General features: G+C 64.1%; 16 protein-coding genes and 1 pseudogene. 4 read left to right on the top strand and 13 right to left on the bottom strand.

What is annotated here, in order from left to right:
* Positions 1-30 precede the first annotated feature (30 nt).
* From BM244_RS16940 to BM244_RS16920, 5 genes are all read right to left on the bottom strand, one after another.
* A complete protein-coding gene (locus BM244_RS16940; protein WP_093400118.1) occupies positions 31-1,053 on the bottom strand; it encodes a VOC family protein in 1,023 nt (340 codons plus the stop codon).
* Between the two features lie 12 nt (positions 1,054-1,065).
* Positions 1,066-2,349, bottom strand: a complete 1,284-nt coding sequence (locus BM244_RS16935; protein WP_093400117.1) for an MFS transporter — start codon at positions 2,347-2,349, stop codon at positions 1,066-1,068.
* The gene (locus BM244_RS16930; protein WP_093400369.1) at positions 2,349-3,203 is read right to left on the bottom strand and encodes an amidohydrolase family protein; all 855 of its coding nucleotides are present in this window, start codon (positions 3,201-3,203) and stop codon (positions 2,349-2,351) included. Before BM244_RS16930 ends, BM244_RS16935 begins: the two co-directional genes overlap by 1 nt.
* A 104-nt stretch (positions 3,204-3,307) precedes the next feature.
* Positions 3,308-4,330, bottom strand: coding sequence for an amidohydrolase family protein (locus BM244_RS16925; RefSeq protein ID WP_093400116.1), 1,023 nt, complete (start codon positions 4,328-4,330; stop codon positions 3,308-3,310).
* Positions 4,331-4,346: 16 nt separating this feature from the next.
* Positions 4,347-5,333 carry an ABC transporter substrate-binding protein gene (locus BM244_RS16920; protein ID WP_093400115.1) on the bottom strand — a complete coding sequence of 329 codons (987 nt, stop codon included), beginning with the start codon at positions 5,331-5,333 and terminating at the stop codon, positions 4,347-4,349.
* Positions 5,334-5,643: 310 nt separating this feature from the next.
* Here BM244_RS16920 and BM244_RS16915 point away from each other — a divergent pair, with 310 nt between their 5' ends.
* From BM244_RS16915 to BM244_RS16905, 3 genes are all read left to right on the top strand, one after another.
* Positions 5,644-6,876 (top strand): LysR family transcriptional regulator, encoded by a 1,233-nt coding sequence (locus BM244_RS16915; RefSeq protein WP_093400114.1) that lies wholly within the window; start codon positions 5,644-5,646, stop codon positions 6,874-6,876.
* Between the two features lie 60 nt (positions 6,877-6,936).
* Positions 6,937-7,722: a dienelactone hydrolase family protein gene (locus BM244_RS16910; RefSeq protein WP_254784516.1), complete on the top strand. Its 786-nt coding sequence runs from the start codon at positions 6,937-6,939 to the stop codon at positions 7,720-7,722.
* 68 nt (positions 7,723-7,790) lie between these two features.
* Positions 7,791-9,275, top strand: a complete 1,485-nt coding sequence (locus BM244_RS16905) for a DHA2 family efflux MFS transporter permease subunit (RefSeq protein WP_175518267.1) — start codon at positions 7,791-7,793, stop codon at positions 9,273-9,275.
* On the opposite strand, the gene BM244_RS16900 is transcribed toward BM244_RS16905, so the two are convergent.
* Entirely contained in the window at positions 9,248-11,011 is a 1,764-nt protein-coding gene (locus BM244_RS16900; RefSeq protein ID WP_217649145.1) for a tannase/feruloyl esterase family alpha/beta hydrolase, read from the bottom strand. The genes BM244_RS16905 and BM244_RS16900 overlap by 28 nt on opposite strands.
* A 37-nt stretch (positions 11,012-11,048) precedes the next feature.
* A complete protein-coding gene (locus BM244_RS16895) occupies positions 11,049-12,926 on the bottom strand; it encodes a PD40 domain-containing protein (protein WP_093400113.1) in 1,878 nt (625 codons plus the stop codon).
* Between the two features lie 215 nt (positions 12,927-13,141).
* Here BM244_RS16895 and BM244_RS16890 point away from each other — a divergent pair, with 215 nt between their 5' ends.
* The gene (locus tag BM244_RS16890) at positions 13,142-15,532 is read left to right on the top strand and encodes a TonB-dependent receptor (RefSeq protein ID WP_093400112.1); all 2,391 of its coding nucleotides are present in this window, start codon (positions 13,142-13,144) and stop codon (positions 15,530-15,532) included.
* Positions 15,533-15,662: 130 nt separating this feature from the next.
* Here BM244_RS16890 and BM244_RS16885 read toward each other — a convergent pair whose 3' ends face one another.
* The 6 genes and pseudogenes from BM244_RS16885 to BM244_RS16860 all read right to left on the bottom strand — a co-directional run bounded on the left by BM244_RS16885 (position 15,663) and on the right by BM244_RS16860 (position 24,686).
* Complete coding sequence (locus BM244_RS16885; protein ID WP_175518266.1) at positions 15,663-16,808, bottom strand: lactonase family protein; 1,146 nt, start codon at positions 16,806-16,808, stop codon at positions 15,663-15,665.
* Between the two features lie 80 nt (positions 16,809-16,888).
* A complete protein-coding gene (locus BM244_RS16880; protein WP_217649144.1) occupies positions 16,889-18,373 on the bottom strand; it encodes a prolyl oligopeptidase family serine peptidase in 1,485 nt (494 codons plus the stop codon).
* A gap of 147 nt (positions 18,374-18,520) precedes the next feature.
* Entirely contained in the window at positions 18,521-19,954 is a 1,434-nt protein-coding gene (locus BM244_RS16875; RefSeq protein ID WP_093400109.1) for a neutral/alkaline non-lysosomal ceramidase N-terminal domain-containing protein, read from the bottom strand.
* A gap of 14 nt (positions 19,955-19,968) precedes the next feature.
* Positions 19,969-22,239, bottom strand: a complete 2,271-nt coding sequence (locus tag BM244_RS16870) for a TonB-dependent receptor (RefSeq protein WP_175518265.1) — start codon at positions 22,237-22,239, stop codon at positions 19,969-19,971.
* A 283-nt stretch (positions 22,240-22,522) separates the two neighbouring features.
* Positions 22,523-23,779 (bottom strand): annotated as a pseudogene (locus BM244_RS16865) (IS3 family transposase).
* A gap of 253 nt (positions 23,780-24,032) precedes the next feature.
* Entirely contained in the window at positions 24,033-24,686 is a 654-nt protein-coding gene (locus tag BM244_RS16860; protein ID WP_139226960.1) for a DUF6118 family protein, read from the bottom strand.
* Positions 24,687-24,688 lie beyond the last annotated feature (2 nt).

Genomic DNA, 24,688 nt, shown 5'->3' with positions numbered 1-24,688 from the left:
CAAGACCGCGGATGACCGGCCGGTTGACCCTTACGCGCCGTTTTCGCCGCCCTGCTTTGCGGTCCCGCCGCCGAGCGAGGTCCAGCGCGCCAGCGGACCACCGGCCGGCTCGATCCCGTCGAACAGCGTCATCTCCTCGCGCCAGCGCTGCGGCGGGCCGCCGCCCCATGGCACCAGGCTGATGCTCTGCGTCGAGTTCCAGGCGTTCGGCGCGTCCTCCGGATCCATGAACTGCATCGGCGGCAGGATCAGCTCGATGCGGTTGCCGTCGGGATCGCGGAAATACAGGAAGATGCCGTTGGGCGGGCCATGACGACCCGGCCCGTGTTCGACGTTGCGGCCCCATCCCATGTTCCCGGCGACGTCGGCTGCGCGGATCATCGCCTGAAGATCCGACACGACGAACGCCGCATGATGCAGGCGAGGACCGGCGGCAGGCGCGAGCACCAGATCGTGCGGGTTGTTCTTCCGCGTGAGGAAGATGCTGAGCACCCGCCCGCTGTCGATGTCGGTCGTGTATTTCGACGGACGAAAGCCCAGCGCCTGGAACTTGTCCACCGCTGTCGGCACGTCGGGTACGACGCACTGGTAATGGTCCAACCGCAGGGCACGTCCGCCCTTCTGGGAAGCGAAGTCGTTGAGCATGCGCGGACGGGTTTCCATGCCCGCTACCAGTTCGATCGGCGGCATCCCTTCGCCGAACGACGTGAGCAGGCTCGGTCCCTGGTAGGGCCGTTCGATGAATTCGGCGGTCCCGCCCGCGGCGATGAAATGGTCCCGCGCGACGTGGAGGTCGTCTTCGGTACGGACGCGCATGCCGAGACATTCCGCGGTCGCGCCCTGCACGCCCTTCTGGGTCAGCACGATACTATGATGCGCCGCCTCCTCGATCCCGCGAAGATAAGCGACATCGCCGTCCCGGTCGCTCAGGACGAAGCCAAGCACCTCAGTATAGAAGCGCAGCGATTGATCGAGGTCGCTGACCAGATAGCGGACGTGGCTGGCGCGCGTGATGTCGAACGGTGGGTTCTGTGCGACGTTGGGCTTGAACACGGAAAGGCTCTCCTAGGAGGTCTGGTGATCGGCGGCGCTTGGCACGACGCTGATCTTTGGTGCCCATTTGGGCTGCAGGAGGATCAGCGTCGCCAGCGCGCCGATGATGAGGAACACGAATATCACGAGCATCGGCAGGTCGTAACTGCCCGAGACGTGCAGGAGCCAGCCGGACAGGCTCGCGGCGACGCCACCGGCCAGGCTGGTCGCGACCTGCTGGACGCCCGTAACCAGGCCGACCGCGGGCTTCGGGATCAGGGTGAGCCGGCACAGCGCCAGATTGTTGGCGGTGGCGAGACCAAGGAACGACAGCGAGAACACGTTCCAGAACAACGCCGCCGACAGCGACGTCGCATAGGCGCCGAGCAACACCGTACACGCACCGATGAACCCGGCGATCACGAAGGCCTTGCGCACGAACACCGGGTCGCCGCCGCGCGCGATCAGCCTGTCGGCCACCCAGCCCGCGATGACCGCGACGATCGCGATCCCGGCGAAACTGAAGAAGGTGTAAAGTCCGGACTGCTGCAGCGACAGCCCGCGCTGCTCGACGAGATAGGCGGGCATCCAGGTCATGCAGTAGAAGGTGAAATAGCCGTAGCAGAAATTGACGATCATCGCGCCCCAGACCACCGGGCTGGACAGGATGCTGGCAAAGCTGACCGCAGACGCATTACGCCGAGCGGTCGCCTTCTCCTCGGCACCTCTCGGCAAGTCGTTCTTCACCAGCAGCATCCACGGGAGAAGCCAGATCAGGCCCGCCGCGCCGGTCAGGATGAACATCAGGCGCCAGTCGTAGTTGACGATCAGCCACGCGGCGAGCGGCGCGCCGAGCGCCGGCCCGAACTTGTTGCCCATCGTGAAGATCCCGACGGCGGTACCGCTCTCGCCTTCGCTGAAATGGTCGCGAATCCAGCGATAGCTCGCGGGCATCACGATCGCCTCCGCGGCACCGACGATCACGCGCATGAGGATCAGTGCGAACAGCGTATGGATCAGTCCGGTCGCGGCGGTGGCAAGGCACCAGAGCGCGAAGCAGATCGTATAGGGCGTCTTCACCCCGTAGCGGTCGACCGCCCAGCCCGCCGGAATCTGCACCAGCCCGTAAGACCAGAAGAACATGGCGCCGATCATGCCGCGATCGGTGTTCGACAAAGCGAAATGCTGTTTGAACGGCGCGTCGGCAAGCGCAGACGAAATGCTCGTCCGGTCGACGAAGGCGATCAGCACGCCGATCGCCAACAACCCGAGAACGGTCCAGCGCTTAGCCGGGGTGAGTCCGTTGTGCGTAATCATCAGTCCGCCAGCTTGGGATACAGGACCTGTGCGGTCTTGCCGAAAATCCAGGCACGATCGTCTTCGGACAGCGTCTTAAGGCGATCCTCCGCCGTTGCCTTGATTTCTGTCAGCGTGCCCGGTGAAGTCGGGAAGTTGGAACCCCAGGCAAGCCGCTTCGCGCCGAACGCGTCGACGAGCTTCGGGAAGAACGTCTCGGGGCTCGCCGCACCTTTGGTGCTGTCGCCCATGATCCGCGGCGTGAGCTTCAGGTAGATCGACGGCACGTCGGCCAGGTCGAACAGCGACTGCGCGGCGGCATAAGGCGGGCCATCGGTCACGTCGGGACGCCCAAGATGATCGAGGATGATCGGCACCTGCGGAAACCGTTCGGCCAGCGCACGGACCGCGCCGAGGCCCGCTGGCCCCGTCTGGATGCACATCGTCAACCCGAGTTCGCCGAGCAGTTCCCATGCGGGATACGCGCGCGGGTCGTCGAGTTCGCTCGCATCGAACTCCTTGGTCGAACCGCCGGTGAAGATGCGCAGTCCCGCAAGCCCCTTGTCGACCCAGTCGCCGATCGTATCGACCGCGTCCGGCGCCAGCACGTCGACGGATCCCACTGCGACCAGGCGATCGGGGTACTGGTTGCAGGCGTCGACGACATAGGCATTGTCGAAGCCGTAGGTGGTCGAGGAGTGCACCACCGCCGCCTTTGCGACACCGGCCTCGTCCATCGCCGCGATCAGCGTGTCGACCGTGCAGGGCCGCTCCTGCGACCAGTCGGACCGCGTGCCGAACAAAGGTGCCGGCGGATAGCGATCCTCGTTGTCCGAAATCACGTGGGGATGGATATCAACGTACCGCGATGTCATCGATGCTTCCTCTCCGGCGGACGTTCCGTCCGTCATACCGCGTCTTCAAGCACTCCGTGGACGGCGCCGACCAATCGGTTCGCCGTCCGAAGCGATAGGTTTCGTCAGTGGCCCCGCGCCGTCAACAGCGCATCCAGCCGCGGGTAGACTCGTCGAGCGTTGCCCTCGAAGATCTTGGCCTTGTCCGTCTCGGACAGCGGCAGCGCATCGACGTATTTCTTGGTGTCGTCGAAATATTCGCCGGTGTTCGGATCGCGACCGCGCACCGCACCGATCATTTCCGAGCCGAACAGGACGTTGTCGGCGGGAATGACCTTGGTCAGCAGCTCGACGCCGGGTAGATGATAGACGCAGGTGTCGAAGAAGATGTTGTCGAGCAGCCCTTCGAGCGGACGGTCGACCATCTCGAGCGACATGCCGCGATAGCGTCCCCAATGGTACGGCACCGCACCGCCGCCATGGGGAATGACCAGCCGCAGCGTCGGGAAGTCCTTGAACAGGTCCGACTGGAGTATCTGCATGAACACGGAGGTATCGGCATTGATGTAATGCGCGCCCGTGCCGTGGAAGTTCGGATTGCACGATGCCGCGACGTGAACCATGCCGGGCACGTCGAGATCGCACATCGCTTCGAACAGCGGATACCATTCGCGATCGGTGAACGGCTTGCCCGTCCAATAGCCGCCGGTCGGATCCGGATTGACGTTGCAGCCGACGAAGCCGAGCTCCTCGATACAGCGACGCAGTTCCGGGATCGAGTTGGCGGGCGGGACGCCGGGCGACTGCGGCAACTGGCAGACCGGCACGAAATTGTCCGGGAACAGCTCGCAGACGCGCTTGACGTTGTCGTTCGACACCCGCGCCCATTCCAGACTGGTGCGCTCGTTGCCGAGATGGTGGCTCATCAATCCCGCGATCGGCGAAAACAGCGTCAGGTCGCTGCCGCGCTCCTGCTGCAACCGGAGCTGGCCGCCCTCGATCCCTTCCCGCAGGGCGTCGTCGGAGAGGATCGCGTCCTTGGGATCGGGCGCGTTGGCGGGATCGTCCGCGGCTGCAACCTGGAGAGCACGCCAATCGCGGAACGACTTGGGAACCGTCGTGAAATGGCCATGGCAATCGATGATCATCTGTATACCTTCTCGGTCAGACGCGGTCGGCGACGCGCGCCGGGTCGACGAACAGCTCGTCCATGCTCATTCGGCGCGGCGTCAGCCCCTGGTCGAATGCGGTCTTTTCCAGTGCTTCGATCGTCGCGCGGTTTTCCTCAATGCCATAGGGCAACGGGTCGGGACCGACGATCTTCTGCAGCGCGCGATACTTGTCCGCACCAGCCCCCGTCGCCTCGCCGGAATCAAGCTTGGCGAGCCACTCCTCCTTTGCGCGCGTGAAGGCGTCGTTGAGCGACTTGGCCACCCAGGGATGCGCTTCCAGGACCGAGTCCTTGACCACGATCGTGCCGTGCATTGGGTACACGCCGGTGCGCGCGAAATAATCGGCTTCGGCCGCTTCGGCATCCGGCATGAGATCGGGGTAATTCGCTTCGACCTCCTGCCAACCGCCGGTCGGCGCACCGGTGCGGCCTATGCCCGCAGCGGCTTCGACCCCGGCATCGAGATCGGCGGTAGCGATCATGTCCGCCAGGCTGCGCCCGTTCGGAGCATGGATGACGTTGGACGGCAGTGCGAGTTCGGTGACGTGCTCCTCGTCGTCGACCACCCAGGTGACCTTGCTGTTGTCGAGCCCGTATTCGTCGATGAAGACCTGCCGGATCCATACGCCGGTGGTCACCGAATAGGCACGCACGCCGACCCGCTTGCCCTCGAGGTCCTTCGGGGTTTTGATGCCGGCGTCGGGGCGGACGAGCATGCCCGAATGGTGGAAGCGGCGGACCACGAAGATCGGCAGCGCGACGAACGGCTTCCCGTAGGCACGCGCGATGATGTAGGTCGTCGGCGCGATCTCGCACACGTCGAATTCGACGTCGCGCACCATCCGGCGAAACGCGCCGATCTGCGGCTTCACCGTCACGAATTCCGCATCGACACCTTCGATCGGTATCTCGCCGGACTTGATGGCCAACGTATGCGGATGATCCGCGATCGCGATCTTGAGATGCACCTTTTCGGCCATTTTCGGCGTCCTCTTCCTGTTCCGGCTTTGCGGTGCATTGGGGCGGCGTCGCCACGACGGTCAATGCGGCGGATCGTCGAACCGACAGGCGCGAGCGCAGAACTTATCACCGTTGCGCCGTTGTGAAGGTCCTGCATTTGGCGGACGCCCATTTCCCGGCCGTGTCTGATAAGATGCACTCTCCGCAGGCGATAGGTTTACCGGCCTGGACACAGCGCAGGCTCGGCCGGATCACTTGGCAAACCGCTATTCGCGCGATAACTACGCGACAGTGCAGACTGCGGTACAAGCAGCGCCTGGAGGATAAGAGATGGCACTTTCGACCGAAGATCGCGCCGCCGCGATCAGCCTGCGCCAGCTTCGCCTGTTCGTCGCCATCGGCGACCTGAAAAGCGTGCGACGCGCCTCCGAGGAATGCGGCCTGTCGCAACCGGCAGTGACCCAGGCGCTCGCAAAGCTGGAAGATCAGGTCGGCGTCACGCTCGTCAATCGCCGGGCCGACGGAAGCTACCTCAACGAACTGGGCTCGATCTTCCACGCGCGCGTTCGGCGTTTTCTGGATCAGACCGAACGAGCGCTCATCGACGCCGGATCGGTCGCTTCTCCACGTGCTGCCGAGGCGATTGCGAACCGGCTTACCAGGTCGCAATTGCGCATGCTGGTCGGCGTCAGCGAGGCGGGGTCTTTCGAGCGGGCGTCGGAGGCGCTCGGCATCTCGATATCGTCGCTGCACCGTGCGGCGCGCGATCTGGAGAGCAATATGCGCGTGTCGCTGTTTTATCGCACGGCGGTGGGCATGATCGTCGGCCCGGTGGGCGTGACGTTCGGCAGGCGGATCAAGCTCGCGCTGCAGGAGGTCGAGTGGGCGATCGAAGAGGTCGAGGCCGCACTCGGCCGGTCGAGCCGCCAGACGGTGATCGGCGCGATGCCCTTCGGCGGGAGCCTGCTGCTGTCGTCGGTGCTGGACGAGTTTCTCGCGGCCCATCCCCGGGCCGATATCCACATCATCAACGACAGTGCGCCAAAGCTGATGAAGAGCCTTGGCAATGGCGACGTGGATCTCGTCATCGGGTTGCTTCCCGAACAGATCGACGACGACATCACCGCCGTCCCGCTTGCTCCCACGCCGTATTCGATCGTGGCGCGGCGTAGCCATCCCCTGCTTGCCCGACCGAAGGTTCGCCACGACGATCTCGTGGCCTGCGACTGGGTGATCGGGACCGAGGGCTCTGGTCGACGCGCCTGCTTCGATCGGCTCTTCGCGGACGGGACGACGCCACCCGCGCGGATATCGACCTGTGCGCAGACCGTGTTGCAACACCTGCTCAAGTCCAGCGACAGGCTGGCCTTGATGACGGAATACGAGATCGAGCACGGCGACGACGATCTACGCCCGGTCCGGTTCGACCCGATCGCTCCCGTGCCGTCGATCGGCATCATGATGCGGACGAACTGGCTACCGACGCGGCTGCACGACGATTTCGTCGACATCGTCCGCCGACGCGTGCGCGCGCCGCGACTGCAGCTCAGCCAGGTCGTCTGACGACCGCACTTCCGATCGGACATCTGCCAGGACTTATCTCCCGCGTCTGCCGGACGCGCTATGGATCGTCTTCTGGTCCCGGAGGTGCACATGGCGGTTACGACGATGCGAGAGATCATCGTGGGGACGCCCGACGGCGACTGCCCCGTACGCCTGCACAGGCCGGTGGGCGCTGGTCGCTGGCCCGGCGTGATCGCATATATGGATGCCCCCGGTATCCGTCCGGCACTGGACGAGATCGCTGCCCGGCTGGCTTCGGCGGGCTATGCTGTGGCGATGCCCGACCTGTTCTACCGGGCAGGGCGCTATGCGCCGATCGATCCCGCCGTCGTCTTCACCGATCCCGCCCGACGCGCCGCGCATCGGGCGCGCTTCAACGCCACGATCGACGCGACCAAGGTCATGGCCGATACCGGCGCCGTCATCGCCGCAATGACGACTTGGCCGGAGGTGACGGCGGGGGCTATCGGCATGGTCGGCTATTGCATGGGCGGACGCTTCGCCCTGATCGCGGCGGGATCTTTTCCCGACCATGTCGCGGTCGCGGCATCCTACCATGCTGGCGGCCTGGCCGACGATCGGGCGGACAGCCCTCATCTGCTCGCACCCGCGATCCGCGCCACGGTCTATGTTGCGTGCGCGATCGACGACTCGAATTTCCCCGACCTCATGAAGGACCGGCTGGTAACCGCGCTGAGCGACGCCGATGTCGAGCACTGCGTCGAGACGTATCCGGCAAGGCACGGCTGGGTACCTCGCGACATGCCCGCGCACGATCCGGCCGAAGCGGAGCATCACTGGAGGACGTTGATCCCTCTGCTCGACCGTGCGTTAAAGCGATCGTGACGTCGCCCCGTTCAGCTCCCCGCCTGCTCGCGCGGCTCCGACGCGTCGACCGCGAACCTGCCCCGGTGATGGCCGACGTCGGCGATGGCATCGTACCGGCCAGCGACACGATCAAACGCGCGCCCGAAAACCGTGGCGGTCGGCTGCGCGGCTATCGCCTGACAGCCCTGATCGTCGCGACCGCCTTGTTCATGCAGAATCTCGACGCGACCGTGCTTGCCACCGCATTGCCGACGATGGCGCGTGAGTTCGCGGTACAGCCGACCGCGATGAGCCTCGCGCTGACGTCGTACCTGCTCGCGCTGGCGGTGTTCATTCCTGCCTCCGGATTCACCGCCGACCGCTTCGGCGCGCGAACCGTGTTCCAAGCGGCGATACTCGTGTTCGTCGCCGGATCGGTGGCGTGCGGGTTCTCGACCAGCCTGGAGACGCTGATCGTCGCGCGGTTCTTCCAGGGGATCGGCGGCGCGATGATGGTCCCGGTCGGCCGCCTCGTACTGCTGCGCTCGGTCGACAAGCGCGACCTCGTCTCGGCGATGTCGTGGCTGGCGATGCCCGCACTCGTCGGCCCGATCCTGGGGCCACCGGTGGGCGGTGCGATCGTGACGTACCTCGACTGGCGCTGGATATTCTGGATCAACGTGCCGATGGGGGCGCTCGGCGTTGTGCTGGTGTACCGCCATATCGCCAACGTCCGCGAGAACACGGCGCGCCGGTTCGATCGGATCGGCTTCGTGCTGTCGGCGATCGCGCTGGGGTCGCTGCTGTTCGGGCTGCAACTGTCGGCACGCGCAGGGCATGCCTGGATCGCGCTCCCGCTGCTGGCGATCGGCGTCGTCGCAGGTTCGCTGTATCTGATCCACGCGCGACGTACGCAGGCACCGATCCTCGACCTGGCGTTGCTGCGCATTCCCACCTTCCGGCTTTCCGTGATGGGCGGAACCTTCATCCGCATCACGCAGGGCGCCCAGCCTTTCCTGATGCCGCTGTTGCTGCAACTCGCGTTCGGGCTCAGTGCTGCGGCAAGCGGCGCGGTCACCGTGGCGACCGCGCTGGGATCATTCGCGATGAAGGGCGCGGCGCGGCCGTTGCTCAAGCGCTTCGGCTTCCGGACCGCCCTGACCGCGATCGGCGTGTTGTCGCCGCTCGCCTATACGGTGACGGCGCTGTTCCGCCCGGGATGGCCGATGCCGGCGATCTTCGTCGTCCTGCTGGTCTGCGGCTTCCTGACCTCGCTCCAGTTCACCGCGTACAACACCGTCGCCTATGCCGATATCGACCAGTCCCGGATGAGCCGGGCGACCAGCTTCTACGCGACGTTCCAGCAACTCTCGCTGTCGCTCGGCATATGCATCAGCGCCAGCGCGCTGACATTGGCGATGCGTTGGCACGGGCATAGCCATCCGGAATTCGACGATTTCTCGATCGCGATCGGCTGCGTCACCGCCATTTCGCTACTCGCGGTGTTCGTCAATACCCGCTTCGCCGTCGATGCCGGCGCCGAGATGAGCGGCCACGACGCCCGTCAGTCGAGCCGCGCCTCCCCGGCATAAGGGCGGAAATACCAGCTTCCTGCCCAGACCGGAATCGCCACCGGCACGGCACCCCCGCGGCTCCAGTTGACGGCGTCGTTCGGATCGCCCTTGCCGGAATAGGCGGCGACGTAGGGATAAGGGTAGATCGGCCGAGTGCGCTTGGGTCCGGCGAGAACTGCGGGCATCATGCCCGCTGGCCGGCCCACGTTTGCACGTCCATTCGAACCCGTCATACCGCCCGAACGATCGCCTATGGGCGATCCGGACCGTGTCTGCGCCGCCGTCCGCGTCGCGATCATGTCCGGCGCGCGGTCATGCTCCACCCAGTCGATGACCGGCGTCAGCAGATCCAGCGCGCTGGGCCCCTCCCCGCCCGAGCAATGGCTCATTCCCGGCAGCAGATACAGCCGCTCGAACCCGTCGGCGACGCGCGCGCCCATCTGGCGGCGTACCGCATCATGGTACGCGATCGTGTTGAGCGGCGAGATGTGCGGGTCCGCCCAGCCGTGATACAGGATCAGCTTGCCGCCATGACGCTGGAAGCCCGTCAGATCGGGGCTGGTCGCATCGTAGAAGGTATGATGGGTCGCCAGCTTTTCGAAGGTGGCGCGGTTGAAAATCAGGTCGGCAGCGGTCGCAGGGGTGCCGTCCGGTGAGATCAGCGGTCCCATCGCACCGCTAACGATCATGTTGCTGAGGATCGGCTGTTTAGCGCCCTGCGGTACATAGACGCCCGCCCATTGCAGTTCCGAACCATATTGCGGGCCGCCCTGCGTCAGCCGCACGCCGGTCTTCGCGTCGCGCGGCCCCTCGTAGAAACGGCGCGCGACCGTCGCCTCGTCGCGCGTGAGGCATGTGTCGGTCGACTGGCCCGCGCGGCAGACGGTGCTCACCGGATCGAACCGGCACGTCGACGGCGTCGCGACGATACCATCGGCCAGCCCGTCGCCGGCGTCGCAGGCGGCCAGTACGGCCGCGTGAAGGATCGGCAAACGCCCCGCCAGCAGGATCGGCTTCCCGCCCGCATCGGTGTTCGCGTGCGCCTGCCAGCCGTGGAACATGCTGTTCTGCACCGTGAACGCCATTGCCGGTGCGCCGGCGACGATACCGTCGAAATCGTCCGGAAACCGCTGTGCCTCGACCAGCGCCTCCCGCCCGCCATCGGAACAACCGCTGAAATACGCGTACCGCGCGTCCCGCCCGTAGAAGGTGCGGATGAGCGCCTTCGCAGCGACGGCGGTCAAATGGACGCCGCGGTACGCGAAATCGGCGCGCTTGCGTGGATCCTTCGCCCAGGCGCTATCCATCCCCTCATGGCCCATGTCGGTGGAAGCGAGGACGAAGCCGCCTGCCGCCGCGATCGGACAGCCGTCCGCAGCACCGACGGTGATCCGCAGGTTGCCGCACAAGCCGCCGCAGCCGGTCTGGAGATAGCGCTCTGTCCAGCCGCGCAGGGGCAGTTCGACGCGGAAACGGATCGCGGGCGCAATCACGCCTTCGACCACGCACATGGTGCCCGGCTGCGCGCCCGTTCCCTCGGCCGCCGTCGTAACGCTGCTGCCGGCGCCGCCGACGGCCGTGAGATCGATGGTCTTCAGCGCGTCACAAGCACGGGTCGGAACGATAGCGGTGGTCGGAACGATAGCGGTGCTGACCGCAGCCGGCCGTCGGGCGTCAGTCATCGACGAACCCGCCAACAGCATCAGCACCAGCAGCCATCTGGTCAGGAGCGTCAGGGGCGTGAGGGTCGTCAAAATGCAGCCTTTCAGACGTTAAACCGGTTGCCCCAGCCTACAAAAACATACCCGGAATATACAGTGGCATCGAATCTTCCCACTTGCTGTCGGTCAGCAGGCGATAGTTTCCGCCATCCGCATCCATGATGTAGATCTGGCCATATTGCTGGAACGTGTTGTCGTAGAGCGCGGCCTCGTCGCGGAAACCGTGCTCCGACCCGCTCCACATGATCCGCCCGTCCGCGGTCCATACCGCGTGACCGTTGCTCGACTTGCTATGTGTAAGCTGTTTGGGATCGCTACCATCGGGCCGGATGCTGCAGATCTGGAAGGTCTTGCCGCCCACGTTGCGGGTGAAGACGATACGCTGGCCATCGGGCGACCAGCCCGGCAAATTGTCATGCTCGGTCGTCAACGTGCGAACCTGGCGCGTGTCGAGGTCGAGGATCCGAAGCCCGCGCTCGTCATCCTGTCCCCAGACGCGAAAGACGATCTGCTTGCCGTCTGCCGAATAACTCGGGAAGCCCGAATGGACACGGCCGTCGGTCAACGCTTCGGCACCGCTGCCGTCGGGCCGCACGCGCATCAGCGTAGCCTTGGTGAAGGACCGCTCGTTGAACCAGCCGCCCAGGCCGAACGCGATCCACTCGCCATCCGGCGACCATGCCGGCTGGAACGCGCCTGCGAGTCCCTGCTTGATCTTGACGGGGTTGAGCCCTTGCTTGGCGGCATCGAACACCAGTTTGCGACCAGTACCGTCGGGCTTCATCGTGACGATCGACGACGACGTCGCGCCGGTCTGCTTCTCGGTGATCGCCAGCACTCCCTGACGCGACAGCGTCGGAAAGACGTCGGTGAACCGGTAATCCCAGTCACCGTCCCAGCTCCACAGGGCCTTGTCCATCTTGCGGGCCGGATAGAAGGACACCGCTTCGTACAGGACCGACCTGCCGTCGGGCGTCCAGCTCGGGTTGCGCATGTCCTTGCGCTTGAAGCCGGGTCTGCCCGACGTGTAGCCGACCCCCTCGTCCGCCCCGCCCTTGATCAGATACCCGATCTCGTCGTTGGTGATGAACTGCGGCGCGACCTTGAGGTTGGCGACGTTGGTGTGTTCGATCCGTGCGCCGCTGGCGACGTCGACCGATACGATCTGCGAATCCACGCGGCCGATCCATTCGGGCCGGCGCGCACCCCATGTCGCTTCGACGGTCAGTTCGTAGAAGGCGATGCGCTTGCCATCGGGCGACCACGTCGGCGATCCCTGGCACCATCCCTTGCGAGACGAAACCTGCCGGAAGCCGGTGCCATCGGGCTGGATGACGTAGATCGAGAGTTCCTGCGTATGCTCCCATCCGTGGCCGCCGTCATGTCCGCGCCAGACGGTGTCCCGGTCGCTGGAAAACGCGATCCACTTGCTGTCGGGCGACCACGCCGGACGGAAATACGTATCCGGGCCGTCGGGATTGCCCTTCACATTACCGGTGCCGGTCAGTTGCCGCAGCTTGCCGTTCTTGAGTTCCAATACCCAGATATTGGCCTTGAAACCGTTGCGGGTCGAGACGAACGCCATGTAGCGGCCATCGGGAGAGACTGCGCCGACATCGTCCATCGACGGCGCCGCGACCAACGCCCGTACGCCGGTGCCGTCGGGATGGGCCATGAACAGATCGGAATTGCCGTCGCCGTTGCGCTCCGACGTGAAGACGATGCGATCGCCGCGTGGCGAGAACGAGGCGTTGTAGTCGTACGCCGGTTCAGCGAGCAGCTTGCGCTCGCCCGTTCCGTCCAGATTGGCGATCATCAGGTCCGACGTCGCGGGGGCGATCCGGTTCATCAGCATCACGCCCTTCTTGCCGGATGCGGCCTTGGCAATTCCAGCCTGCGCCAGCAAAATCGCGGCGGGCACCGCGCCGATCACTTCACGACGGTTCACTGTTTCTCTCCTATCGCCCGGCCGTCCCGGCAAACACCGGGCAACTCTACTTTAATCCTCGCATAGACCAGCCGCGACCCGTTGCCATCGAGACGAGCGCAGAACTTATCGGCCAACCGCAACTGCGAATGCCTGTATTGCGAGATCGTCTGCCTATGAATGCCGCAAATTAAAAGGCGCCGGAACACGGCGTCGCACAGGTAGAGGATGTTGATATGCGGCACACCGCACCGTTGGGAATCCGTCACCTTCTGACCGTAAGCGCCAGCGCCCTCGCGCTGGCCGCGACCTGTCCCGCTTTTGCCCAGACGGGTGCAACCGTACCGTTGCCGGCCGAACAGGCGCCGCCATCGAGCAGTCCGACGGAAACCGCGACCACGCAGGCGCCCGCGACCCAAGACACCGGCGGGGTCGAGGATATCGTCGTCACCGCCCAGAAGCGGTCGCAGAATGCGCAGAACGTGCCGATCGCGATCACCGCGCTCGGCAGCGACCAGCTCCGCGCCGCCAACATCACCAGCACCGAAGACCTGAAGGCGACGGTGCCGGCACTCAACATCACCACGGCCACCGGCGGCATCGGCCTTCCGCGTATCCGCGGTATCGGCGCCACCGGCCAGGGCCCCGGCATCGAGAACCCGGTCGCAGTATATGTCGACGGCGTCTATTACGGCGCGTCGTTCGGCATCCTGCAGTCGCTGTACGATACCGAGCAGGTCGCGGTACTGAAGGGCCCCCAGGGCACGCTGTTCGGCCGCAATGCGACCGGCGGCCTGATCCAGATCACCACGCTCGGACCGAGCTATGCCCATACCGCGCGTGCGGAGTTCGGCTTCGGCAATTACGATACGACGACCGCAGCCGCCTATGTGTCGGGCGGACTCAGCGAAACCGTCGCGATGAGCCTCGCGATGCAGTATGAAAACCGCGACAAGGGGTACGGCACCAACCTGTTCACCGGCAACGAGGTCCAGACGGCCCGCACCTGGGGCGGTCGCGCGAAGCTGCTATGGGAACCGGACAACGCAACGAAGATCACGCTGGCTGCCGATTTCAACGGCCGCGACGCAAGCGATCCGGCATTCCGCAACATTGACGGAAATGCGCTCGGCCAGAACGTCACAAACCAGATCACCGCGCTCGGTGGCGATCCGGACCACGATATCTACGCGGATGTCGATCCCAACCTGACGACGCGGGCGTATGGCGGCAGCCTGACCGCCGCACATGACTTCGGCAGTATCTCGCTGAAAAGCATCACGGCGTATCGCAAATCGGATTTCGACTATTCGTTCGACCCCGACGGCACCACCCAGCGCCGGATCGTCATCGCCAACAGCCAGTTCGACGAGCAGCTGACGCAGGAGGTGAACCTCGTCGGCGAAGGGAGCGGTCCGTTCAAATGGGTTCTTGGCGGCTTCCTGCTGCATGCCAAGGCCGGGAACAACCCGGCGCGGACGACCGGTCTCTTCACGTTCGGCGGCAATGGCTATGTCGACAACATCAACCAGCAGACGCTGGATTCCTATGCCGGATTTGCAGAAGGAACCTATACCCTCGGCGAAAGCACCAACCTGACGGCAGGGCTGCGCTACACGCATGACGACCGCGAACTGACCGCCGACACCGTATCCTACAACGGCAACACGCGCGTCACCACGGTATCGCCGACCGTCAACGAGGACCGCACCTTCAAGAAGCTCACATGGCGGCTGTCGCTCGATCACCGCTTCTCACCCGAACTGCTCGCCTATGCGAGCTACAATCGGGGCTTCCGCAGCGGCGCCTATATCCCACAGGCGACGCCGATCGTCATCCTCGAGCCGGACGTCGTCGATGCCTATGAGATCGGTATCAAATCCGACCTCTTCGATCGCCGCGTTCGGCTGAACGTCGCGGGCTATTACTATAACGAGAAGAACATCCAGGTTCAGCAGGTGATCTCGGGCGTCAACAGCGCCTATAACGCCGACGGCGCGCACATCTACGGCGTCGACGCCGACTTCACGGTCCGCGTGACCCGCAACCTGCGGGTGTTCGGCGGCGTCAACTGGACGCATGCGCGCTACACCGACTTCTCGAACGCGATCCTGAGCGTCCCCTTCCCGCTCGCCGCCGGTTTCACGCTGACCCGGCTGCCCGCGACGAACGCGACCGTCAACGCGATCATCGCACCAGGGCAGACCACCGCGCAGGCCTGTCAGGGTACGCTCAGCCCGCTCAACACCACGCTCGGCGGCAATTGCCTGTACGTCGGCGATGCGTCCGGCAACCGCCTTCAGAACACCCCGGCATTTACCGCCAGCATCGGCGGATCGCTGGATATTCCGACTGCGACTGCGGGCAAGTTCACCATCTCGGGCAATTATTACTATAATGACGGCTTCGTCGGCACGCCGGACGAGCGCGTCCGCCAAGGCAGCTACAACACCGTGGACGCGTCCGTCACATGGCATCTGCCAGGGGACCGCACCTTCATCCGCGCATGGGGTCGCAACCTGACCGATGCCGTTTACCGGACCCAGATCGGCGGCACCAACAGCGGCGACAACGGCGTCACCGCCGCCCCGCGCACCTATGGCGCGACGTTCGGGTTCGATTTCTGAGGGGAGCCAGGGATCGCCACCTCACTGGTCGAGGTGGCGATCCCGACGCATCGATCGCGCGCGACGCGGTATGCATGACGATGCACCGCGTTAAATAGCGGTCGTTCTGCCGCGCGACAGAACATCCGCCTCAGGGAAGGAAGGTCACGGCAACCGGCTTCGGGACCGCCAGGCTGTTGCTGGTCGCGGCGAGTGTGCCCTTGGCACGATCGACCGCGAAGACCGCGAGATTGCTCGATGCTTCGTTGGTGACGATCAACCACCGACCCGACGGATCGAACCCGAAGCTCCATGGTGACGTCCCCCCGCAGGCGATCCGCTGTATCTCCCGTAGCGCACCGCCGACGCGGTCGATCGCAAAGACGTGCAACAGGTTGCTGCCGCGGTTGGAGACGTAGAGAAAGCGTCCATCCGACGAGGTCGCCAGTTCGGCGGCGCTTCGCGTGCCGGTATAACCGGGCGCATCGAGCGCTACGTGCGATACCGCTGTCAACCTCCCCGCGTGCGCGTCCCAACGCAGCGTATGGACTTCCCCCGTAAGCTCGGTGTCGACGAACACGAAGCGTCCGTCGATCGAGAACACCAGATGCCGCGGGCCCGACCCCGGCGCGAAGGCGATCGACGGCGTCGCCGCCGGCGTCAGTGCGTCCTTGCTCCAACGATAGACGAACACCTTGTCGGCACCCAGGTCGGGCGACAGGACATATTGGCCGTCGGGCGACACGGTCACGCCGTGCGCGTGCGCGCTCTTCTGACGGGGATGCGGGCCGGATCCCGAATTGACCTGCGTCGAGACGACCGCGCTCAGCGTACCGTTGCGCGCGACCGGGATCGCCGTCACCTGACCGCCGCCGTAATTGGCGACGAAGACGGTCGAGAGGCGTGCGTCATAGGCGAGGTTCGTCGCACCGCCGCCGCCCGAAGCCACGCGGCTGCGCATCGATAGCCGCCCCGTGCCGCGATCCACCGCGAGTGCATAGACCCCGCCCTGCGACTTGCCGTCGTTCCCCGTCTCGCTGACCGCATAGATCTGCGAACGGCCGGGATCGCGCGTCAGCCAGGTCGGCCGCTCGACTTCGGCAGCAAGCCCGAGCGCGGTCAGCGCGCCCGTCTTGGGATCGAGCTTTGCCGCGAATATCCCCTGCCCCGGCCCCCCGGTATGCGTACCGACCAGCACTAGCGTGCCGTCGCAGGCCGGACCGGCGCAACGCGGGGCCGCCATGGCCGATGATGTCAGCAACGCTGCCATGCCGGCCACGAACACGTAATTCTTCATCATTCTTCTCCCGTATCGCCGCCACCGCCATTCCGCCTGCCGGCTAGACGTCTGGGCTGGGCTGGTCTGGTTAGGTTTGGTCAGGCCTTGACGTGGCTGAACAGCCAGTCGCGGGCGGCCTGGATATGAAAGAACTTTCGGGCCGATCCCATGTGGTCGACATCCTGGAACGTCAGGAAGGTGATGTTGCCCCCCTTGGATAGATACCCGTCCATCTGCTCGGTCAGCTTTTGCTGACGATCGATCGGGAAGATCAGCGTCGCATCCAGACGCGCGGAGGGACGGGTCACCTTGCCGCCCGCCTGTTCCCACAAGGGGACGCATCGCTCGTTCCACGGCGTGGCCTTGTTATCCTGCGTTCCGGTGATGATCAGAAGGTTCTGCTTGGCGAGCGGGACGACATCGGCAGGTCGCTGTTGGCCGGCGATGATCAGCCCTGCCGCGAACGTCTCCGGATGCCGTGCCATCAGCCACAACGAGGTCATCGCCCCCATCGACCAGCCGGTGCAATACACCCGCTTGGGATCGATCTTCAGGACCTTGTCGCGCCGGTCATCCAGGTTGGGATTGCCGTAGTTCCACGTATTCTGGAGCAGGGACTGGACGAGCTTGTAGGTATTCTCGACATCGGCCGTATGCTCCCAATAGTCGTTCATCGTGGTCCGCTCGTAGCGCGGTGTGATGACGACGCATTCGTGCCTGTCCTGCTCCTCGGGCAGGCTCCAGATGCTGGCGATGCACTGTTCCGTGAGCGTTTCCGCACAGGTGCCGTCATAGCTCGTACCCGAATGCGTGATCGCGAGGACGAGCGGATAGGAGTGCCGCTCGCCGCCTTCCTTCAGGAAGGATTTCGGGAGGTAGATGCTGTATTCCAGCCAAGCGGACCGCGTATCGTCCCACCACCAGTGATTCTGTTCCCAGGCATCGACACCGCGGATGACGACGCTGTTGCCGCGCCGGCCGGCGTTGCTCCAAATCGTGTCGCTCGCCGCATAGGCAGCGCCGGCAATGGTTTTGACGCCCTTGACCTGTTGCAGCATCACCTTGTCGCTGTCGGTGGTCGGCAGACTGAGATCCGGATCATGTGCGAATTCGACGATGACGTACCTGCCGGCCGCGCTCTTCCGATCCGCTCGCAGGGCTGGCCGGGCATTGGTGTAGAGTGCCGCTATGGCTCGGGGCGTGGGCGCGGCGGCGGTGGCGTTCTTGTCCGGCGTTTCGGGCATGCCGGGGAAAAAGCCCTTCGCCGCCGGAACGACGCTTGCGGTATAGGTATCGAGAGACAGGGTGGCGGTGTCGATATCGGCATCATATTCGACCGCGATGCCGTAGACCTTCTCTCCGCCGCCGGTGACTTCGCAGAGTGCGGCGATCCCTTGCAAGCCCGGAACCTTCGGCTTGCGCCCCTCGGGGCCGTCGGCCGCGCCCGGAGGAACCGCGGAGGCCGCCATGAACCCGTTGCGGTCCTGCGCCGCACGCGCCGTCTGGGCGCCGAACGCAAGGACGGACGCGCCCGTCCACCCTGCACCGGTCACCATTACGTCGCGTCTCGACAGATCGTTCACGGTCTATTTCTCCTGAGTATCGAAGGGGGCCGCAGCATCCCTTATGATCGGGTATCTACTGCAAATGACCGGAGTGTTTCCGAACGCCGGCCTGTCTGCCGGTCCGGCGGCGATCGCCGCAAGACCCTATCGAGGAATCCGTCCCGCCTAGTGATCGGCGCCGGCCTTCAACCGGTTCAGCCCTTCATGGATGGCAGATGCAAACGTTTCCGCCGCCCCCGGACCGAATTGCGCGTTCATGGCCTGATAGGTGATGGCCTTATAACTGGCCGCGTCGGGCATGTATTTGGCCGCGCCGTTCACCATCGTCACCACCATCGTATGACAAAACGGGGAGTGGTCGCGGATATATTTCCCGGTGATCGCCGATAGTTCCGCCTGAACACCGACGATGGCGGTATCGCCGATCTGCATAAGAAACCACGGTGCTTCCACTGTTCCCGCAGGCTTGAAAAGATAGCTTCGCGAGGGCCGGATGTCGCCAAGGTTCCGCGGGCGCTCCTGCCGGTCGAGCGGCACGGTGCCGGATAGCGTACGCAAGACCGGCGAACTGCTTGACGCAGCAGCGCCCTCGGTCAGGCGGATCGCTTCCTGTCCGAGCCGTTCCCCCTGAAGGTCGACGAGCGTCCAGGCCTTGTCCCCGAGATCCTCGCCCCGGAAATGGCCATCCTTGTCATAGACGTTCCGACGCGCCGTATAGCCGGGCGCCTGATCGCCCGCGGCACCGGTGAGGAACAGCGCGACCGCGCCGTCATATTGCCCTTCCACCTGCCGTGCGGCAGCGCCGCCCAGATCGGCCGTCACACCCTTCGTACCGTCCGACCCGATCGAATGATCCATGATCGCGGACTGGACCGCATAGTTCATCAGCACCGCGATCGGGCGGCGGTCCGGAGCCTCCAGCCGGAGCACCGCGAGTTCCTTGTCCGACGGTCCCGCATCGTTGGCCCCCAGCCATGATCCATCGGCCGACGGTACGTTCCGGTTGACGTTGACGTCGCTCTGACCGTTGGCAAAGCCGATACGGGCTTCCCGCAAGCCTTTGACGGCATCTGCGGCGGCTTGCGCCACTGCCGTTGTGACCGCGTCGCGATAGGCACGAGATGCGCTTGCCTGTGCCACCGACATCGTCATTCCCGGGGGTAGATGATCCGGCGAGACCATGTGCGGAGCAGAGAATGTATGGCTGGCGATAACGAAGACATTGTCCGCACCGGTGCGCGCGATCTTCGCGACCGAATCACGCATCTCCGTCACCGCCTGGTCGAAGATCGAGGTTTGATCGACTACCACGATCGCCAGACGCGTGACGCCGTTGTCGACGACCACGACCCGAGCCGCCAGCGGATCGTGGATTTGGCCAAACCCGTCGATCGGCAGCATCGCGGGCGTTATCTCGATCACCGACTTTCCGGCACCCGCCATGAGGCGCGTCGTCGCGGCATGGGCCGGACTGCACAGCAGCGCAGCCGCCAACACCATTCCCGCAGCTTTTGTCATCATGCCGGCAGTCTTCACCTCGAACAGAGTCTTTACGTCGGGCGCAGTCTTCGCATCGAACGCAGTCCTTACATCAAGCATCGTGACGTCCCGCCTTACCAGTGGACATTAACGGTGGCGCCAACGGTCAGAGGGTCGCCGATGATCGTGTACGGCAGCGTGGATTGCTTGACGGCATAATTGGACAGGTTCCGTGCATAGGCGGAAAGCGACCATTTATCGCTGGCGGGTGAATAACTCGCGTTCAAATTATACTGCTCGTACCCAGGCTGATAGCTGTAGCCGCTCGAGTCCTGGACGGGATGGACGAGATACGCCGCGCTGTGGAACACGTCACCGCCAAGGGTCAGATGCGCGCCGGATGTGAAGCTGAACGTGTGATTGTATGTGATCGTCCCTGCGAACTTCGGCGAGTGGGGCTGTACGGCCCCTGCGATGTCGACAAACAGCAGCGCGTCCGTTCCCTGGTCGTTGTAGCCGATCAGGCAAGCGCCGCTGCTGGCCGGGGCACCCAGCGTTGCGCAGGTCCCCTGTTTGTTGCGAAAGCGCGCCTTGAGATAGGTCGCCGACAGACCGAAGACATCGCTGCGCGTGGGGCTGTATCGGATCTGCGCCTCAGCTCCCAAGCTATAGGCGGCAAGGCCGAACGTCTGCGCCGCGCACGCAGGGCGCTGATCCCCAGGAGCACAGGCGGTCGTTTCCCCTGGCGCGAGATAGCCATGATACGCATCCTGAAACTGGTATCCGCTCTGATCGTAATAAAAGAGGTCGGCGTTGAGCTGGAGCGTATTGCCGAACAACCGGTTCTTTATACCGAACTCATATGCCTTGTTGACCTCGTTGTTGAAACTGTAGGACGAGTTCGTCACTGCGTTGTATCCGCCCAGCCCGCCGGGTCGATACCCGGTAGTCAGCGTGAAATACTGCATCGATGTCGGCGACAGGTCGAACTCTTCACCTACGCGGTAGTCGGTATGGTTCGGGTGAAGCGTAAACGCCTGTTCGAGGCCGTTCGGGCGAAGCCGCCGCTCGTCCCAACTCTGCCGGGCACCCGCAATAAGCCGGAGCCTGTCGACGACCGGGTAGGTGACGTCGGCGAACAGCGCGTTCGTCGTGGTCCCGCTGGTCGAACCGAGAATGGACCCCGCCGCATTGCGGGTCGTGCGGGAATAGTCGAAATAATAATATCCGACATTCCAGACGACCGCGCTTCCGGCGGCGTTGTGCAACCGGACTTCAGCCGAGTATTGGTTGAAGGGCGCAAACTCATTATACTCGTAACACGTCTTGTCGCCACCGATGAGCCAAGGCGGCCCCCCGGCATAGCATGACGTCTGCTTGCCCGACGTCTTGACGTAGGATGCGAGAACGTCGAGCGCGGCCCAGCTGGAAAACCCATAGCTCAGGCTGCCCAGCACGGTCTGCTGATGAATGCTCGCGGTGTTGTCGTCGGCATCGACGCCATTGGTCGAGAAGTCGCCATGGTTCCAGGGATTGCCGTAAAGATCGTTGATGCTGTCCCCGGAATAGGGTGCGACCTTGCTGATCCCGTAGGGCTCGACGCCTGCACCAGTCCCGCCGATGTGATCCCACTGATATTGAAGCTTGATCTTCAGCGCGTCGCTCGGCTGATACAGCAGCTTGGCGCGTACGGACTGCCCGATGGCGTTTCCGCCACCGGGTTCGAGGAAGGAATTGCGGTGGATGGCGGCGCCCGCGACACGCACTGCCAGCGTATCGCTTATGGGCACATTCTGCGAAATCTCTCCTCGGACGAGACCGTAATTGCCCACCGTGAGGGCAGCGTTCCCGGCGTAGCTACCCAGGACGGGATCATTCGTGATGACGTTCACGACCCCGCCATCCGCGTTTGGACCATAACGCGTGCTCTGCGGCCCAGGCAGCACTTCGATACGATTGACGTCGAAGAAGCCGACAGTCGTCGCCTGCGACAGGACATTGTAGACGCCGTCGAATTCCAGTGCGACCGATCCTTGCGCCGATCCGGACGGCAGATCGCCGCCCTGTCCACGAATGTTGATACTGTAGCCGCCCGGTTGAGAGGTCGCGTTGATGCTCGGCGTATTTTGAAAGATCTGACCGATGCTTGTTAGCGCCTGATCCTTCAGCTTTGTGCCGTCGATGACTTGCACCGCAGCCGACACCTTTTGAAGATTCTGCGCCTGTCTGTTTGCGGTAACGACGATATCCTGCAGACCCGTGTCGGTGTCCACCTGCGCGGGTGGCACACCTTCCGTACCGGTCATATCGACCGGAGCGGGAGCGACCTGCGACCACGCGGCGGGAACGGCCAGCAAGGATATCGCCGTGCCAAGACTTAAAAGGATCAGTTTCGAACTGCTCACGACATACCTCATCCTATGCCGGCACTTTCTCTGGGAATGCCGGTCGTAACGAGGTGTGCTTTGCGCTGGGCACAGGCCAATCGCCATGGGACATTTGCATTACTTATTGCTGGGGAGGCAAAATGAAACCCAAGGCGAAGGCCGTCACATCTTGCATTGTTGCATCAGTAATATAATGCGACAGATATTATTTTCACCAGAGCTGATCTACTTAAAGATGCTTCATGCGCGTGCGCTTCCTTAGAGGCGAGGCAAGGCGAGGGCGAGCCGGAAAGTCATGTCTTCATTTGTGTTGTTGCCCCCTAAAGGCCTGACAGGGCCTCGCAGGTTTGCGCGATGAACTCGCGGGTGATCGATAGCGCAAAGCGCGGTGCGGATGCACCTCGTTATAATGGGCGAACCAGCCGGGCAGTTGGTCGATGACGCTCTGCGCATTCGGCCTGGGGTTCACACGGACATAATCGCGCTTGAGAGTGCGAACGAACGCCTCGGCCATGCCATTCGATTGAGGACTACTGACCGGGGTCGTGCGCGGGATCAGCCCGATGCCCCGGGCGAACGCACGTGTGTTGCGAGCGGTGTAGCAGCTGCCGTTATCGGTGAGCCACTCGATCGGTTCGGGCACGCGGTTCACCTGTCCGTAGCGATGCTCGACCGTGGCGACCATCAGGTCCTGGACGTCCTCGGCGGTGATGCCGCCCATCGTCGCCACGTGGCCCATCGCCTCGCGGTCGCAACAGTCGAGCGCGAAGGCGACACGCACCTTCTCGCCATTGTCGCAAGTGATCTCCAACCCGTCGGAGCACCAGCGGGTGTTGCGGAGGTCGACGGCGACCCGGCCGTCGTGACGTCGTTCCTCGCGGCGTTCGCCGTCTCGCTGTAGCAGCAGCCCGTGCACCTTCATGACGCGGTAGACGCGTTTCGGATTGGGCGCTTTGCGCCCGGTCTTTTCGGCCTGCCGGCGCAGCAAAGCATGAACGCGGCGATAGCCATAGGTCGGCAGATCGGCGACGAGCGCGCGGATGTCGGCGACCAGCTCGGCATCCGGCAGCGGCGGTCGTCCGCGTGGTCGTGACGCTGGGCGATGGTGCCTTGCGGACAGGTGTGGGCGAGCGATGCCGACCGCCTCTGCGACCGCGCTCACCGTCCATCCCGCGGCAACGAGGTCGGGCGCAACAGCAGTTTTTTTGGGCCTGCGGCCCGGGACACGGCCTCGCGGAGCAGCTCGTTCTCCATAGCCTTTTTGCCGAGCAGCCGGTGTAGTTCGCGCACCTGCGCCTCGAGCGCACGGTACTCGGACGCCGGCACCACTTCCTCGCCCGCTGCCGCGGCGGTCAACGCATCTTGCGCCGTCAGGCGCCGCCAGGTGAAGATCTGATTTGCCACCAATGCCGTGCCGGCCGGCGACGAGCGACACAATTCCGGGCAGATACGTCTCCTCGACGATCCGGACCTTTTCCTCCGGTGTCCACCGCCTCCAGCGCTGACCACAGGAAGGGACCTCGCCAGCATTGTAACGCCTGATCGTACCGTCAGTCATATGCCTCACTCTTATCTAAGAGCGGGGCCCTGTCAGGTCATTTAGGGGGCCACCTCAATTTGATTCAAGTGTGGACGGCACTCCGATGGCAAGCTTGAACAGTGGCGTTGCAATGCTGATTGGTGCGGCCATGTGTCCGACCTGCTGATGCGGCTCATAGCGCCGCTGGCCATAATGGCCGATTATGATCAGTGAGCCAGTTATCGGGCGAGCGAGCATCGAACGGCAGAACTAAGTTCGAGTTAAGTCTTGGTCACGGACGCGCGACAAATACGGCTTCCCTCCCTGGTTGTGAAACCTGCATCGCACGTTGACGCTCATGACTGACGATCCGACTCCATCGAGCCGGATCGGCCTTGAACATCATGTTCTGACCAGCCTGCCACATATCGGTGCCCAGCATGCGCGCAGCAATCCGCTCGGGCACGGCCCAGCCCACCGGCAGCGAGCGGGCAACAGCCCCCGGCAGGATCGCCCATAGCACCATCCCCGCCACGCCGAATGCGATACGGTTCCGGTTCAGTTCGCGGTCCTGCTCGGCAGCAGAGCGCGCCCGCGCGATGATCGCATCAATACGACTACCAGCGTCGTCCATTCTCCTGCCAGCGCGATCGAGCATATCCCTGTCGCGGGTACGGACAGTTTCGCCTGCCTCGGCAATCTGGCGCGCAAGGTTGGCAGGTGTAAGCCCCAGCGCCGGCCGTTCGGACACGCGCTTCGCCCAGACGCAGACATCCTCAAGCCGCTTTGCAATGGCCTCCAGGCTAGGCGCATAGTCAGGCTGCGCGGTGCGCTCATCGGTAAGCCGTTCGACCGCACGGCGTAGCAGACTGATCTCGGCGCGAACCTCACCGAACGCGGTCGCCGCGTCGTTCTCAGGCTCATTGGGGCTGCCGATCTGATCCATAT

It is taken from the genome of Sphingomonas sp. OK281, assembly GCF_900115295.1.
Lineage (GTDB): Bacteria > Pseudomonadota > Alphaproteobacteria > Sphingomonadales > Sphingomonadaceae > Sphingomonas.
The sequence above is the reverse complement of the archived record's forward strand: the minus strand, read 5'-3'. Positions and strand labels throughout refer to the sequence as shown.